This window comes from Buchnera aphidicola (Meitanaphis elongallis) (assembly GCA_039830015.1).
In the GTDB taxonomy this organism is placed as follows: domain Bacteria; phylum Pseudomonadota; class Gammaproteobacteria; order Enterobacterales; family Enterobacteriaceae; genus Buchnera_B; species Buchnera_B aphidicola_AU.
This window is the reverse complement of record CP140033.1, coordinates 305,603-321,924: the sequence shown is the minus strand read 5'-3', so window position 1 is coordinate 321,924 and position 16,322 is coordinate 305,603. Positions and strand designations below refer to the sequence as shown.

Below are 16,322 nucleotides of genomic sequence, written 5' to 3'. Positions count from 1 at the left end.
TTTTACTTAAAATGTTGGTATAATATTTTAAACAACGTTTTTATGTTTGAATACATTTTCATTTAATATGTAATATTTAATATTTTTTTAAAATTTTTGCAGGATCTATTTTACTAGCATAATGTGCAGGATAATAACTAGTTACTAGTCCTATTAAAAAAAGAATACAAAATATTAAAAAAACATCTAAAAAAGAAATAGAAATAGGAATAAAATCAATAAAATAAACAGTACTAGATAACACTTTTAAATCGAAACATGTTTCTATATAATGTATAAAACATTTGAAATTTAATAATAATATTATACTTAATAATAAAGATAATAGTCCAACATTTAATATAGATTTCATTCCATAAATCAATAATATAATTTTTATTAAATGATTGCTAATGCCTAAAGTTTTAAATATTGCAATACTATTAATTTGTTTTGATATACTTAACAAAGTAGTTGAAGCTATACTGAAACATGAGATTATGATAATAAATATCATAGTCAAATAAATTATAGTTTTGATTAATTTAATATCATGATAAATGTGACTATATTCGATTATCCAATTTTTAATAATAAAATTGTTTGATAAATTTGATTGAACATTTTCAAAAACTCTAATTCCATTAAATGGATGTTTTATAGATATTTCTAGTCCTGAAATATTAGATCCCATACCAAGATATTTTTGCAAATCTGCTATAGGGACTACAGCTAATGTATTGTCCATACTACTGTTTACTTTAAAATAATCTAATACTTTCATAGAAATGTATTTAGGATATAGTGCTGAAGAATAATTTTTATTAGGAACAACAATATTTATCCAATCTCCTTTTTTAATAGATAAAGATCTTGCTATATTGTTCCCCAATATTATTTGATTACTACCATTTTTTATTTTTTTCAACGTTTTTACGTTGATAAATCTATATAATTTATTTGATTCAGAATCATTATTAAAATTTAATCCTCTTAATTGAATCCCCTTTATTCCATTTATATGATCAATTAATGCTGTTGTACTCACATATGGCACTATAGATGTAATTTCAGAAAAAACTTTTAGCGAATTTTTAATTTTTATCCAATTATGGAAAGGTTGATTTATAGATAAAATTTCTCCATGTGGAAGTACTGACAAAATTCTGTTATTGAGTTCAAATTGAAATCCATTTAATGCACTAAAACTTACAATTAATACAAATATTCCTAAAAATATACCAATTTTGGAAATAATAGTCACCATAGGTGTGATACTATTTTTTTTAAATTGAATACTAAACTTTTTAGATATTAATAAAGATAAATAAATCATTGTATAATTTCCTTTTTAATGATCTATTTTATATAATTTTCCAGATTTTAATTTCATTTTTAATGGAATATTTTTGAAAAATGCAATATCGTGAGTTATTATTAAAAAGGTAATCCCATACATACAATTAAATTGTAGTAATAAATTTAAAATATGATTAGAATTTTTTTTATCTAAATGTCCAGTGGGTTCGTCAGCTATAACTAAACTCGGTTTAGTAATTAATGCTCTTGCAATAGCTACTCTTTGTCGTTCTCCTCCTGATAATTCAGATGGAAAATGTTTAAATTTTTTTGCTATTCTTACATCTTTTAAAATATTATATGCTTGTTCAAATGCTTCTGTTTTATTTTTTTTTTGAATTAACAAAGGTAAAGCAACGTTTTCAATAACATTGAAATTTAGTAATAAATGATGAAGTTGATATATAAAACCTAAATGATATCTTCTTAACATAGATTGCTTCTTATTTGAAATATCATGCATATTATTCCCAAAAAAAAAACTTCTCCTGAATCAGGTGAATCAAGACCTCCTATAATATGTAAAAGAGTACTTTTTCCTGATCCAGAAGCACCAATTATAGACATCATGTCACCTTTTTTTAAATTTAGAGAAACATTTTTTAAAATATAATGCTTTGTCATTTCATGAATATAAGATTTACATATGGAATTACATTGCAATAAATAAACATTATTCATAAGCTAACCTTTTTGATGGAGGTATCGTAGCTGATTTCCAAGAAGGGTAAATAATGAACGATATAATACATATTATAGATGCTAAATTAATTATCATAATTTGACTAGGAACAATAGAATAAGGTAATACAAAATCTACAAAAAATAGCTTTATAATAGATACAATTCCAATTGTTTCATTTACAATGAAAAAACTTAATAATGTACCTAATAATATTCCTATTATTCCACTAAATAATGCTTGAAAAATAAAAATTAGCATAATATTATATCTAGACAATCCTAACGTTTGTAATATAGCGATATCTCTCTCTTTATCCATAATAAATAAATTAATAGATACAACTAAACTAAAAATGGATACTATAACAATCAAACTAAATAATAATGTCATCATATATTTTTCTAGCTTTATTGCTTGTAATATTTCGCCCTCACTGTGCTTCCAGTCTTCGACTACTACATTAGAAAAATGAAAATCTTTTAAATAATTTTCAACATCTAGTGGATTTTTTAACCATAACCGTAACCCAGTAATATGATTTTTAGGATAATGTAAAAAATTAGATAGATCTTTTTGATTTACTAATATTTGATAATTATCAATTTCATTATCAGTTACGAAAGTATCAATTAATCTAAACATACGTTTATTAGGAATATTTCCAAATAATGAGAATTGATTAACATTTGGAGTTATTAATCTAAACGTATCACCAATATCAATATTTAATTTATTTGCTAATCCTTTTCCCATTATGGCATTATAGTAATTTTTTTTTAAACAATTTACGCTATTGCTGTTTGTTAAATACGGTGTAAACATAGTGTATTGTTTATCATGCATAGATAATACTGAACCCATAGAAATCTCAGAACTACTTTGAACAACTACATCGCTAGTAATAATTTCAGACACATGCGCTATATATTTTGAAACAATATTATCCTTTTTAATATTATACTTGTTCATGCTGTTTTTAATACCACTAATAACAATATGAGGAACAAAATTCAAAATATTATTCTTAAATTCATTTTCAAATCCATTCATAACAGAAATTATAGTAATTACAGAAGATATACCAAACGACATACTAATAATAGATAATACATTCGTTAGTTTATTAAAAAAATTGTTAGACTTACTAAAAAAATAACGAAATCCTAAAAAAAATGAAATAAATAAATTCATATAAATGCATCTTATAATAAAATTGTACAGCAACACTTAAAATTATATCATTAATGTTTTAGACTTAAAATGTAGTTAAAATTTTTACTGCATTCCCGTTATTAAAATGTAAAAATAATTGTTATCTTAATTAAGATATATATTAAGATATTTATACACTATTTTGTTTAAGTTATGTTGATCTTAATTGTTCATGAAAGTATTAAATGAGAGAAAAAACAAATTATATGTTTAAAATGTTAGAATATTAATAGTGAAATTTTTAAAGATATTATAAAAATAATAAACGGTCTTGAAAAATATTATATTATAAACAATATCAAAACGACTGTATTGAAAATAATATAAATTATATATGAAACAATGAGAATATATTTTAAAATATTTATTTTTAAAACAATTTAATGTTTATTACAAGTTATATAATTATTTTAATATGAAATTTAATTATAAAATAATGTTTTTGATCTATAAATTATCAAAATTAATTTATTTAAAATAAATTAATGCTTAAAGTTATGATAAATAAAATACAAAGATCTTGTTAAAGTTAATTTAATAATGGTAAAGTAATACAGATATATTGCATATGCTTTTAAGATACTAAACATGAAAGTATCATAGTATAAAACTGAAATTATAAAATGAATAAGTTCAACCTGATATTAATTATTTATTTTATTTTGTTCGTAAAGCATAGAAAACTATTCTAATTTAAAGTATGACATTATAATTAAAATGAAAATTAGTTTAATAATATTAACTATATAAAAATTTTTGTTCTCTAAATTTAGCATTATATTTTATTTTATATACTATAAATTAAAACATGCTATGAGCATTACCAAAATATGTAATATTACAGTCATGATTTAAAATTAATTTAAAATAAACGTATAACATTTCATGTTAAAATTAATTTTAAATACTAAAATGCAAGTTGTAAAAATCTAAAATGATCAAAAACAGCTTCAACCAATATTTATACTTTAATTATATTATGACAAATACTAATATAATATAAGTACATTAGATCCATAAAATTTATTTAATTTTAGTTTTTCTTAAGTATTTTGATCTAATAACTAGAAATCATTTCGCTGTATAAACAAACACATACTGTTAGTTCATGAGATCTTTTAAAACATTTTATATAAATTATTTTACTAAATTTGTAACAAATAAACAGAGTATTTATATTTAAAAGCGTTCAAAATGTCTTATTGATAGTATTATTCTATTTGGTACAATTGTTCTATGTTCAAATCTAAAATTGATTAAACGATTTTTTAAATTGTATGTCAAATTTAATTAATATTTTAAGTGCATAACGTATATACTTACCACACATATTTTTTAAATACTATTTAAATAAAACTTGTCAAAAATATCAACTTAATTAATATTTATTAAGATTAAAACGTCTCAAACAAATGCTTAAAATATTTTAATTATATTATATAACGTGTATTTTTTACATTAAAAAAACCATGAATTTAATATATTAAAATTTTTGTTAAAATTTTTTTACAATACATATTTAAATTTTTTAGTTTAACATGACTGCATATGTTAAAATACAATATTAATTGGTTAAAAAATGATTACAACTTAAAATAAGATAATATAATTATAGTTTAAAAAACTCACTTAAGAAAAATTTAATTATTTTAATTTTGAACTAGGAAAATAATGTAAATGAAACAAATAATATACGTTTCTAGCGCAGATAGTCAACAAATTGAAGTATGGGAGTTAAATTCTGATTCGTCTTTACAATTAATTCAAATATTAAAAGTTGATGGTGAACCACAACCTATAGCTATAGCAAAAAATAATAAATATTTGTACATAGGAATTCGTCCAAAATTTTGCATTTGTTCATATCGTATTGAAACAGATGGTACTTTGACCAAAATCGGATTTGCTAACATGAACTGTAGTGTTAATCATCTCGAAATAGATAAAACTGAAAAATATTTGTTTTCTAGTTCTTATCATTTTAACTGCGTAAATGTTTCTCCAATAAATTCTCTAGGTATTGTTCAATCTTCTATACAAACTATATACGGAATAAAAGGATGTCATGCGTCATTAATGCATTATAATAACAAAAATTTGTTTGTATCATCTCTTAAAGAAGATCGCATTTATTTATATAATTTTACAAATGAAGGAATTCTTTTAAAAAGTAATATCAAGTTCATACCAGTAAAAAATAACTCTGGACCTAGACACATGATTTTTCAAAAAAATACCAACCGTCTGTTTAGCATCAATGAATTAAATGGCTCTATAAATATATGGCATATTGATGAATTATGTAATAAAATCACGTTTTTAAAACATCTTAACATTATATCATGTAAACTGACACACATTGCATGGTCTTCAGATCTTCACATATCTCCTTGTGAACAATATTTATACGCTTCTAATAGAGGCAATAATAGTATTGCAATACTCAGAAATAATTCAAACATCGATAATATAAAAATAATTGGATATATTCAAACAGAAGTGCAACCAAGAGCATTTAATATTGACAAACAAGGAAAAAATTTAATTGTCGCTGGAGAAAAATCGAATAGCATAAGTATATATAGTTTAGAATGTACAACTGGACACTTAACATTTAAATATAGATATCCAACTGGAAATAGACCCGTATGGATATCCACATGTCAAATATCATAAGAATGTAATATACTAATACATGTTTTGAAACATAGTAAGAAATATATTTTATTTTAAAAAAAAATGTTTGTAATTCAATGCAATAGAAATAATGTGTATAAGTTTTTTTAAAGAATGTTCATCAATGACATAAGATGGAATTAGATAAATTATCTTACTAAATGGTCTAATCCACACACCATGTCTTACAAAAAATTTTTGTATATTTGCAATGTTTATAACATGAAAACATTCAATAACTCCAATAGCACCTAAAATTCTAACATCTTTTACTTCAGGATGATCTAATAAAGGCAATAAATTTGATCGAAAACATTTTTCAATATTATCCACTTGTATTTTCCATTCATTTTCTTGTAACATCGCTATGTTTTCGCTAGCTACCGCACATGCCAAGGGATTTGCCATAAATGTAGGTCCATGCATAAAACATCCAGACTTGTTATTATTACTTATAGTTTGAGCAATTTCTTTTGTAGTTAATGTTGCGGATAAAGTTATAGTACCTCCTGTCATAGCTTTTCCAATACAAAGAATATCCGGAACAACATCAGCATGTTCGAACGCAAAAAGTTTTCCAGTTCTCCCAAATCCTGTAGCAATCTCATCTAAAATCAATGGAACGTTAAATTTATTACATAATAATCTTACTTTTTTTAAAAACATTGGATGATAAAAATTCATTCCACCAACGCCTTGTACAATAGGTTCTAAAATTACAGCTGCAATATCGTCTTGATATTTCTCAATTAAATTATTAAATGAACATATATCTTGTTCATCCCATTTACTGTAAAATGAGCATTTAGGAGCATCAGAAAATAAATTGATCGGAAAAAAATTACGATATAAATTATGAAAAGAATTAGTGGGATCGCATACTGAAATGGCAGAAAATGTATCACCGTGATATCCATTTTTAACAGTTAAAAATACAACCTTATTTTTTCCTAATGATTTCCAATATTGTAATGCCATTTTAACTGCTACTTCAATAGAAACAGATCCTGAATCTGAAAGAAAAATATAATTTAAATTTTTTGGTGTGATTTCGATAAGTTTTCTACACAAGAAAATAGCTGGATAATGTGTTATTCCACCAAACATGACATGTGACATACAGTTAATTTGCTTCTTTAAAGCACGATTTAATCTAGGATTATTATATCCATGAATGACGGCCCACCATGAAGACATACCATCAATTAACTGTTGACCATTATCTAAGTTTAAAAAAATTCCTTTAGCTGATGCAACTAGATAACAAGGTAACGGATCAACTATTGAGCTATAAGGATGCCAAATGTGCTGTTGATCAAATTTTAAATCAAATTTATTCATAATGCATATTATTAAGACAATCGAGATATAATTATAAACTGTTATTCTTCTAAATAAACAATTTTTGGAATTAAAAATGAGAAAACAATGGAATTTTAAACAAGTAAAAACATTATTTGACTTACCTTTTTTTGATGTTTTATTTTCTGCTCAAACCATTCATAGAAAATACTTTAATCCAAACGAAATTCAAATTAGCACTTTATTATCAATAAAAACAGGTGCATGTCCAGAAAATTGTAAGTATTGTCCTCAAAGCTCCAGATATAAAACATATGTAAAAAAAGAAAAATTATTAGAAATAGAACAAGTACTAGAGTCCGCCAAACAAGCTAAAGAAGCAGGATCTGAACGATTTTGTATGGGGGCAGCGTGGAAAAATCCACAAGATAAAGACATGCCATACTTAGAAAAAATTATTAAAGAAATTAAAAAAATGGGAATGGAAACGTGTATGACATTAGGATCTTTAAATAAAAATCAAGCAGAAAAATTAGCACAAGCAGGATTAGACTTTTATAATCATAATTTAGATACTTCAGAAAATTTTTATAAAAATATTGTAACAACTCGAAATTATCAAGATCGACTAAATACTTTAGAAACAGTAAGACGTTCTGGAATAAAAGTATGTTCAGGAGGAATAATAGGATTAGGAGAACAAATCAGAGATAGAATAGAGTTTTTAATACAACTATCTAATTTATCTCAAGTTCCAGAAAGTATACCTATAAATATGCTAGTTAAGGTTAAAGGAACACCTATGGAACATAATGAGAATGTAGATATGTTTGACTTTATAAGAACTATTGCAGTCACACGAATAATGATGCCTACATCTTACATACGTTTGTCAGCTGGTAGAGAAAACATGAACGAACAAACTCAAGCAATGTGTTTCATGGCTGGTGCTAACTCTATTTTTTATGGATGCAAATTACTTACTACTCCTAACCCTAAAAAAAATAGCGATTTAAATTTATTTAAAAAATTAGGATTACATTCAAAAAATAATCATATAAATTTTGATAATTACAAGCATATGAAAAACGTTTTAGATAAAAAAGAAACCAAAATAAATAAACAATATTATAATGTAGGAACATAAATACATGACTTGGAAAAAAAGAGTTTCTTATGGTTTGAATACATGTTTAAGTAAACTACAATTTAGAACTCGAATAGCAATAAAGAGAAATAATAATCGAATAATTGAAATAAATAATATTAAATACAAAAATTTTTCTAGTAATGATTATTTAGGATTAAGCAATGATGCTAGAATAATAAAAGCTTGGAAAATTGGCGCTGATCGTTATGGAATTGGATCTGGAGGATCTAGTTTTACTACTGGATACAGTATAATACATCAATCTTTAGAAGAAGAACTCGCAGAATGGATGGGATACCATAGAGCTATATTATTTATTTCTGGATTTACTGCTAACGAATCAGTAATTATGACATTAATTAAAAAAGGAGATCGAATATTTGCTGATAAATTATCTCACGCTTCATTGTTAATGTCTTCACATAATAGTCCAGGAACACTTTATAGATTTGAACATAATAATATTTCCAGTTTAGAACGTCAATACTGTCATACAGTACAAGGAGAAACATTAATAATTACAGAAGGAATTTTTAGTATGGATGGAGATCATGCTCCTTTATCTTCTTTATTAAATTTTTCTAAAAAAGTAGGAAGTTTATTATTAGTAGATGATGCACATGGAGTTGGAATTTTAGGTTTAGAAGGAAAAGGAAGTTGTAATACACAAAAGATTAAACCAGACATTCTCACTATTACTTTTAGTAAAGCATTCGGAGTAAATGGTGCTGCTGTTTTTTGTAATCATGATATAGCAGAATATATTTTACAGTTTTCCAAACATACTATATTTAGTACAGCTATGCCTCCAGCACAAGTTTATACTATAAAAAAAGCACTAAAATGCATCCAGAAAGCAGATGATCTTCGAGATAAATTAAATAGCAATATTCAATATTTTCTGGATCAATCAAAATCTTTACCTTTTGAAGTAACAGGACTACATTCAGCAATTCAACCAATACTTGTAAGAAGTAATAAAAAATCTATAGACTTATCCTCTCGATTAAAGTCATCAGGATTATGGATAAACGCTATACGTCCACCTACTGTTCCAATTCATCAAGCAAGATTACGTATTACCCTTAGTTCTGTACACACACAAAACGATATTGCTTATCTTATTGAAAAATTATATGAACTTCATAATAAATAAAAACAAAATAGAACGTACATTTAATAGAGCTGCAAAAAGTTATGATTACAATTCAATTTTACAAAAAATTTCTGGAAATATATTACTTTCAAAAATTAAATCCCAATTTAACATTTCCATTTTAGATGCAGGTTGTGGAACTGGATGGTTTAGTAAAAAATGGAAAAACTTAGGTAATATAGTAACAGCATTAGATTTATCTAGAAATATGATCCTATATGCTATGCAATCAAAAACAGCCAATTATTATTTACAAGCTGATATAGAATCATTACCTATTAATAATAACGTATTTGATTTATGTTGGAGTAATTTATCATTACAATGGTGTGATAAACTATCTAAAGGTATTTCAGAATTATGTAGAGTAACTAAACCCGGGGGAATAGTTATGTTTTCTACTTTGGCAGATGGGTCATTATTTGAATTAAAACAAGCGTGGGCGTCTCTAGATTCTTATTGTCATGTAAACAATTTTTTATCTATGCAAGAAATTATATCTATATGTAAACAAAAAAATAGTAATATAGATAGTATTTGGATTACATTATCTTTTTCAAATGTATTAGAAGCAATCATGTCTATTAAGAGAGTAGGTGCTAATTGTGTTAATAAAACTAATCGTGTTATAACTACACAAAAAAAAATAAAACAATTAAAAACATTTTGGCCTCATGATAGAAATGGATATTTATTAAGTTATAAATTAGTATTTGGAGTAATATATTTATGAACAATTGTTGGTTTGTCACTGGAACTGATACTAATGTAGGAAAAACAATTTGTAGCGTATTATTATTAATATTAGCGAAAAATTATGGATATCGTACTGCTGGTTATAAACCAGTTGCCTCTGGATTTAATGATCTTCACAAAAAAAATAATGATGCAATTTTGTTACAACGTTTCAGTACTGTTAAATTAACTTATCAAGAAGTTAATCCATTTTTTTTTCCTGAGCCAATTAGTCCTCATATTGCAAGTAAAAAACATTCTATACCTATTTGTACTAACATGTTATCCTCAGGATTACACAATCTAAAAAAGAAATCCAATTACATATTAATAGAAGGCGCAGGAGGATGGTATACACCACTTTCAGATAGTGTTACTTTCGCAGATTGGGTAATAAAAGAAAAATTAAATACTATTTTAATAGTGAGCATAAAATTGGGGTGTATTAATCATGCTATTTTAACACAAAAAGCTATTTTAGATGCAGGTATATCATTTTCAGGTTGGATCGCAAACTATACATTTCCTAAAAATAAATATGATGACGAACATATTGCTATACTAAAGCAATATTTACGATCCAAATTTTTAGGTTATGTAAAATATTTTCATTGTTTAAAAAACTTTTATAATTCAGAAATAACTATTACTTTACCTTAATATATATAAAAATAAACTCATATGAATTACGTCATGATAAAATGAAATATAAACATCTAGTTATACTTTTACATATATTAAATTATACCATCCAATAAAGATGGCATAATATTGTTATATTATCTTATTAAGATTTATAAACAGGAAATAATTTACACAAATTTACTATTTCTCTTTTTATTTTTAAAATATTATGAATATTTTTAATATCATCTAATATGTCGCTGATCCAATTGGATAGTTTATATACATCTTCTTCTTTTAAACCTCTACGAGTGATAGCTGGTGTTCCTATTCTTATACCAGAAGTAACTAATGGGCTCATAGAGTCATTAGGTATACTATTTTTGTTTACAATAATGTTTGCTATGTTTAATGCAGATTCTGCTTCCTTTCCAGTTAAATTCTTATTTGATAAATCTAATAGTAGTAAATGATTAAATGTTTTCCCTGAAACAACTGTATATTTGCGTTTTAAGAAGATATTTACCATAAGCTTAGCATTTTTTATCACTTGCTCTTGATATTTTTTAAAAGAAGGATCCATTGCTTCTTTTAATGCAACCGCTTTAGCTGCAATGATATGCATTAGAGGTCCTCCTTGACAACAAGGAAACACTGAAGAATTTAATTTGTTATAAAAAAGCGTATTGTTAGTTCCTTTTGCTAATATTAATCCTCCCCTAGGACCAGCTAGAGTTTTATGTGTAGTTGCAGTTACAACATGTGCGTATTTCAGTGGACTTGGATATAAATTTGTAGCTACTAAACCTGCAATATGAGCCATGTCTACGAAAAAATACGCGTTAATTGTATCTGCAATTTTTCTTAATAACTTCCAATCACATATTCCGGAATATGCAGAAAATCCTCCAATAATCATTTTTGGCTTATGAATATTAGCTAATTTTTCAATTTGAGAATAATTGATATTACCACAGTTATCTAATCCGTAAGAAATAGATTTATATAACTTTCCTGAGAAATTTACCGAAGATCCATGTGTTAAATGCCCTCCATGAGAAAGATCCATACCTAGTATGGTATCACCTGGATTTAATAAAGCACTATACACGGCAAAATTAGCTTGCGACCCAGAATGGGGCTGTACATTAGCGTAATCTGCATCAAACAAAATTTTTGCACGTTTAATTGCTAATTTTTCTATCATATCTACATAATCACAACCTCCATAATATCTTTTTTCTGGATATCCTTCTGCATACTTGTTAGTTAATTTAGAACCCTGCGCTTCCATTACACATGTACTAGCATAATTTTCTGAAGCAATTAGTTCAATATGATTTTCTTGACGAATTTCTTCTTTTTTTATTATTTTCCATAAGTCTGAATCATATTCTTTAATACTTTTTAAAATGTTAAACATAAATCCTCCACCTTAGTTAATAGTTTTTAATATTTAAACTAATATCATACTTTTTAAAAAATATATTTAATGTATAGATAGAGTATAAGCTAACAAAAAAATAGTTTTAGTTCTTGAATTATATTCTTTATTGAAGATATTTTTTGTTGTTTTAATTTAAGATCTTTTATTAGTACTGTATTACTTTTTACTTCTGTAGAACCTAATAATAATACTATACGCGCACCTAATTTATTTGCTTTACTGAACTGTTGTTTTATATTTCCATTTAAATAATTTACTTGAATTTTTAAATATGGTATTTCTGTATGAATGTTTTCAGATAATTTTATTGCATTTAGTTCTATATCTTTTTTTAAAAAAATGATAAAAATATCAATAACGTTCTTGAAATCATGTAGTATATGTAATGATTCTAATAATAATATCAATCGTTCTATGCCGATTGCACAACCAATAGCTGGTATTCTAGAAAATCCTAAAGATTGTGATAAATAGTCGTATCTACCACCTGCACAAATAGTATTTTTTGACGTTAATTTATGTATTTTCCATTCAAATACGGTTTTATTGTAATAATCTAAACCTCTAACTAATTTATGGTTTATGGTATAAGAAATATCCATGTTGTTCATTAATTTACATAATTCCTCAAAATGTATTAAAGAATCATTACTAATGTAATCGATTAACATAGGAGCATGACGTACAATTTCTTCCATATCTTCGTTTTTACTATCTAAAATTCTAAATGGATTTGTATGCAATCTACGTTTGCAATCCACATCTAACAAATGTTCATACTTTTTGAAATATGAATATAACAATTTTTGATAGTTAATTCGATCATTTATAGAACCAATAGTATTTATTTCCAAATTAATATATTTAGATATATTTAAATTTTTCCAAATTCTTTGAATTAACAAAATAATTTCTAAATCAATATTAGGACCAAAAAAACCAAAAGATTCAATTCCTAATTGATGAAATTGTCGATATCTTCCAAATTGTGGTTTTTCATATCGAAACATTGGACCTAAATACCATAATTTTTGTTCTGACTGTCTTAACAATCCATGATTAATACAAGAACGCATACATCCTATTGTTCCTTCTGGACGAAGTGCAAGATCGTTATTTTTTTTATCTTTAAAACAATACATTTCTTTTTCAGTTATGTCAGTAATATTTCCAATTCCATGCTTAAAGAGTTCTGTTTTTTCTATAATAGGAAAGCGAATTTCTTGATAATTATAACTAGTTAATACTTGTTTTAAGATCTTTTCTGTATATTGCCAAATCTGAATATCTTTAGGAATACAATCATGCATTCCTTTTACAGATTGAATTATTTTATTCACTTATTCTCTTCTTAAAAACATTAAAATTTCTAGATAATTAACTTATTAATGTAACTCTAATCATATTCACATACTTAAATTTTTTAAAATAAATTTTATGTGTTCGTATTATGATTATGCTAAAAATAGTAATTTTTTAGATTTATCTCGAATTTTTCTTTCTAGTTCATCAACAATGTGATCGTTATCAATACGTTTTAATTGACGTATTCCATCTTCATACAATACGCTATTTTTTCTATAACCAGTAATACCTATAGTAGAGGTAAGTGCTTCGCCTAAACCATTAACTACACACCCAATAATAGAAATATTCATAGGTGTTTTTACGTCTTCTAATCTTTTTTCCAAAACTTGTACTGTTTTAATAACATCAAATTCCTGACGAGAACAAGTTGGACAAGCAATAAAATTAATACCTTTCAAACGAATACGTAACGTTCTAAGAATGTCAAATCCTACTTTTACCTCTTCTATTGGATTTTCTGCCAATGAAACTCTAATAGTATCACCGATTCCATCTAATAACAGTAATCCAATTCCAATAGAAGATTTTACTGTTCCGTTCCTAAATCCTCCAGATTCAGTTATACCTATATGTAACGGCTGATTAACTTTTGTTGCTAATAACTTATAAGCTTCAATAGCAACATATATATCAGAAGCTTTCACACTGACTTTAAATTGATCAAAATTAAAACTTTCTAAATAATTAACGTGCCTCATTGCTGATTCTAATAATGCTTCAGGTGTGGGAAATTTATATTTTTCTAGTATATCTTTTTCTAAAGATCCAGCATTAACACCAATTCTAATCGGTACATTGTTATACTTTGCACAATTTATTACCTGCTTAATTTTGTTTTTATTCCCAATGTTTCCAGGATTTATTCTTAAGCCGTCAGCTCCATCGTTCAATACTCGTATAGCTATTCTATAATTAAAATGTACATCTGCAATTAATGGAATATCTACTTGTTTTTTAATTTTTTGGAATGCATTGGCAGCCTCTATTGTAGGAACAGCAACACGAACAATATCTGCTCCAACATGTTTGAATTGCATAATTTGTTTGACAGTAGAAATAATGTCAGTAGTTTCAGTATTTGTCATCGTTTGAACAGAAACAGGCGCGTTGTCGCCAATTGGAACATTTCCAATATAGATTCGATCTGATTTACGACGTTTAATACATTGATTCATATTCATTTTTAAGTCCATAATTTTATAAAAATATTATTTTTAGAGAAATTATTTCAAACATATTTAAAATATTTTATGATAATACAAATTATTATTTTAGTGTTACAAAACTTATAAAAGATATAATAAAATAGTATTTAAAAAATTTATAATTTATTTATATGAGCAATATTAATAACATTTCCTGTTAATTGTCCACAAGCAGCATTAATATCATTACCTCTTGCTGTTCTAATAGTAGCAATATATCCTTTTTTAATTAAAATGTTAGCAAAATTTTTTATATTGACATTACTGCTAGGTATATAATTACTTTGTGGAAATACGTTCCATGGAATTAAATTAATTTTGCTAGGAATACATTTTAATAGAAACGCTAGTTCTTTTGCATGATACAATTTGTCATTTATGTTGTGTAGCATGACATATTCTATAGTTACCTTTCCTTTATTAGCACGAGATGTTTTAAGATATGACTTGACTGATTCTAACAAAGTTTGAATATTGTACTTTTTATTAATAGGCATCAATTCACTCCGAATTGTATCGTTTGATGCATGCAATGAAATTGCTAATGACACATCAATCATATTTTTAAGTTTTTTTAAAGCCGGTACAATTCCTACAGTGGATATAGTAACGCGATTTTTAGATAAACTAAATCCTAATCTATCCATCACAATGTTTAATGAATGTACAACATTATTTAAATTTAATAATGGTTCTCCCATTCCCATTAATACTATATTAGTAATTTTTTGTGAATGATTTAGTTTTTTATTATATATTAATTTTCCTACATACCAAATTTGACCTATAATTTCTGATGTAGTTAAATTTCTATTAAATCCTTGTATCCCAGTAGAGCAAAATTTGCAAGATAAAGCACAACCAGATTGAGATGAAACGCATAACGTTATACGATTTTTTTGAGGAATATAAACTGTTTCTACAAAGTAATTATCGATAGCAACATTCCATTTTATTGTACCATCAATTGAAATGATTTGATTCGAAAAACGAGGAGGAGAAATACAACATAATTTCGATAACTTTCTTTTTAAATTGTTACTAATATTGGACATCTTTTCAAAATCATCACAGTAATATTTATATATCCATTGCATAACTTGCATCGCACAAAATTCTTTTTCACCTATAGATTTAAAAAAATTACGCATGTTTTTTAGATCAAAATTTAATAAATTAGTTTTAATATTAAAATTATTAGACATACTTAAAAGATTTTTCATTTTATTAATCCTAATGAATATTGTTTAAATAAAATACATTAAAAATAATAACAACATTGAAACTATAAAAACTGAACATATGAATTACTGCAATATCTTTAAATATAAACGCATAATTTATATAAATTAAAAAATTTATTTTAAATCGACATGAAGATATAAAATATTAATATTTTAATATTAATTAATATTTTATGTATG

General features: G+C 25.2%; 11 protein-coding genes and 2 pseudogenes. 5 read left to right on the top strand and 8 right to left on the bottom strand.

Annotated features, from left to right (window positions below; genetic code table 11):
• Positions 1 to 76: 76 nt before the first annotated feature.
• The 3 genes and pseudogenes from U0T58_01375 to U0T58_01365 form a co-directional block, all read right to left on the bottom strand.
• Positions 77 to 1,315 (bottom strand): FtsX-like permease family protein, encoded by a 1,239-nt coding sequence (locus U0T58_01375; protein XBC42062.1) that lies wholly within the window; start codon positions 1,313 to 1,315, stop codon positions 77 to 79.
• Between the two features lie 15 nt (positions 1,316 to 1,330).
• Positions 1,331 to 2,019 (bottom strand): annotated as a pseudogene (locus tag U0T58_01370) (ATP-binding cassette domain-containing protein).
• Positions 2,012 to 3,214, bottom strand: coding sequence for an FtsX-like permease family protein (locus U0T58_01365; GenBank protein ID XBC42061.1), 1,203 nt, complete (start codon positions 3,212 to 3,214; stop codon positions 2,012 to 2,014). Before U0T58_01365 ends, U0T58_01370 begins: the two are co-directional and overlap by 8 nt.
• 1,698 nt (positions 3,215 to 4,912) lie before the next feature.
• Here U0T58_01365 and pgl point away from each other — a divergent pair.
• Positions 4,913 to 5,911 carry a 6-phosphogluconolactonase gene (gene pgl / locus U0T58_01360; protein XBC42060.1) on the top strand — a complete coding sequence of 333 codons (999 nt, stop codon included), beginning with the start codon at positions 4,913 to 4,915 and terminating at the stop codon, positions 5,909 to 5,911.
• Positions 5,912 to 5,959: 48 nt separating this feature from the next.
• Here the strand turns inward: pgl and bioA are convergent, their stop codons facing one another.
• Positions 5,960 to 7,252, bottom strand: coding sequence for an adenosylmethionine--8-amino-7-oxononanoate transaminase (gene bioA / locus U0T58_01355; protein ID XBC42059.1), 1,293 nt, complete (start codon positions 7,250 to 7,252; stop codon positions 5,960 to 5,962).
• 76 nt (positions 7,253 to 7,328) lie between these two features.
• On the opposite strand from bioA, the pseudogene bioB reads away from it, so the two are divergent.
• The 4 genes and pseudogenes from bioB (at position 7,329) to bioD (ending at position 10,914) form a co-directional block, all read left to right on the top strand.
• Positions 7,329 to 8,255, top strand: a pseudogene (bioB, locus tag U0T58_01350) (biotin synthase BioB).
• 109 nt (positions 8,256 to 8,364) lie between these two features.
• A complete protein-coding gene (locus U0T58_01345) occupies positions 8,365 to 9,519 on the top strand; it encodes an 8-amino-7-oxononanoate synthase (GenBank protein XBC42536.1) in 1,155 nt (384 codons plus the stop codon).
• Positions 9,500 to 10,252: a malonyl-ACP O-methyltransferase BioC gene (bioC, locus tag U0T58_01340; protein XBC42535.1), complete on the top strand. Its 753-nt coding sequence runs from the start codon at positions 9,500 to 9,502 to the stop codon at positions 10,250 to 10,252. Before U0T58_01345 ends, bioC begins: the two co-directional genes overlap by 20 nt.
• Positions 10,249 to 10,914, top strand: a complete 666-nt coding sequence (bioD, locus tag U0T58_01335; GenBank protein ID XBC42534.1) for a dethiobiotin synthase — start codon at positions 10,249 to 10,251, stop codon at positions 10,912 to 10,914. The genes bioC and bioD overlap by 4 nt, the downstream gene beginning before the upstream one ends.
• A gap of 127 nt (positions 10,915 to 11,041) precedes the next feature.
• Here the strand turns inward: bioD and glyA are convergent, their stop codons facing one another.
• From glyA to rlmN, 4 genes are all read right to left on the bottom strand, one after another.
• A complete protein-coding gene (glyA, locus tag U0T58_01330) occupies positions 11,042 to 12,301 on the bottom strand; it encodes a serine hydroxymethyltransferase (GenBank protein XBC42533.1) in 1,260 nt (419 codons plus the stop codon).
• An 89-nt stretch (positions 12,302 to 12,390) separates the two neighbouring features.
• Positions 12,391 to 13,665: a histidine--tRNA ligase gene (gene hisS, locus U0T58_01325; GenBank protein XBC42532.1), complete on the bottom strand. Its 1,275-nt coding sequence runs from the start codon at positions 13,663 to 13,665 to the stop codon at positions 12,391 to 12,393.
• A 114-nt stretch (positions 13,666 to 13,779) separates the two neighbouring features.
• Complete coding sequence (ispG, locus tag U0T58_01320; protein XBC42531.1) at positions 13,780 to 14,874, bottom strand: flavodoxin-dependent (E)-4-hydroxy-3-methylbut-2-enyl-diphosphate synthase; 1,095 nt, start codon at positions 14,872 to 14,874, stop codon at positions 13,780 to 13,782.
• Between the two features lie 140 nt (positions 14,875 to 15,014).
• Positions 15,015 to 16,121 carry a 23S rRNA (adenine(2503)-C(2))-methyltransferase RlmN gene (gene rlmN / locus U0T58_01315; GenBank protein XBC42530.1) on the bottom strand — a complete coding sequence of 369 codons (1,107 nt, stop codon included), beginning with the start codon at positions 16,119 to 16,121 and terminating at the stop codon, positions 15,015 to 15,017.
• Positions 16,122 to 16,322 lie beyond the last annotated feature (201 nt).

What these genes read in the sequence shown, in the direction of transcription:
- U0T58_01375 (XBC42062.1), bottom strand. Translation starts at nt 1,315, where the DNA reads ATGATTTATTTATCTTTATTAATATCTAAAAAGTTTAGTATTCAATTT.
- U0T58_01365 (XBC42061.1), bottom strand. Translation starts at nt 3,214, where the DNA reads ATGAATTTATTTATTTCATTTTTTTTAGGATTTCGTTATTTTTTTAGT.
- pgl (XBC42060.1), top strand. Translation starts at nt 4,913, where the DNA reads ATGAAACAAATAATATACGTTTCTAGCGCAGATAGTCAACAAATTGAA.
- bioA (XBC42059.1), bottom strand. Translation starts at nt 7,252, where the DNA reads ATGAATAAATTTGATTTAAAATTTGATCAACAGCACATTTGGCATCCT.
- U0T58_01345 (XBC42536.1), top strand. Translation starts at nt 8,365, where the DNA reads ATGACTTGGAAAAAAAGAGTTTCTTATGGTTTGAATACATGTTTAAGT.
- bioC (XBC42535.1), top strand. Translation starts at nt 9,500, where the DNA reads ATGAACTTCATAATAAATAAAAACAAAATAGAACGTACATTTAATAGA.
- bioD (XBC42534.1), top strand. Translation starts at nt 10,249, where the DNA reads ATGAACAATTGTTGGTTTGTCACTGGAACTGATACTAATGTAGGAAAA.
- glyA (XBC42533.1), bottom strand. Translation starts at nt 12,301, where the DNA reads ATGTTTAACATTTTAAAAAGTATTAAAGAATATGATTCAGACTTATGG.
- ispG (XBC42531.1), bottom strand. Translation starts at nt 14,874, where the DNA reads ATGAATATGAATCAATGTATTAAACGTCGTAAATCAGATCGAATCTAT.
- rlmN (XBC42530.1), bottom strand. Translation starts at nt 16,121, where the DNA reads ATGAAAAATCTTTTAAGTATGTCTAATAATTTTAATATTAAAACTAAT.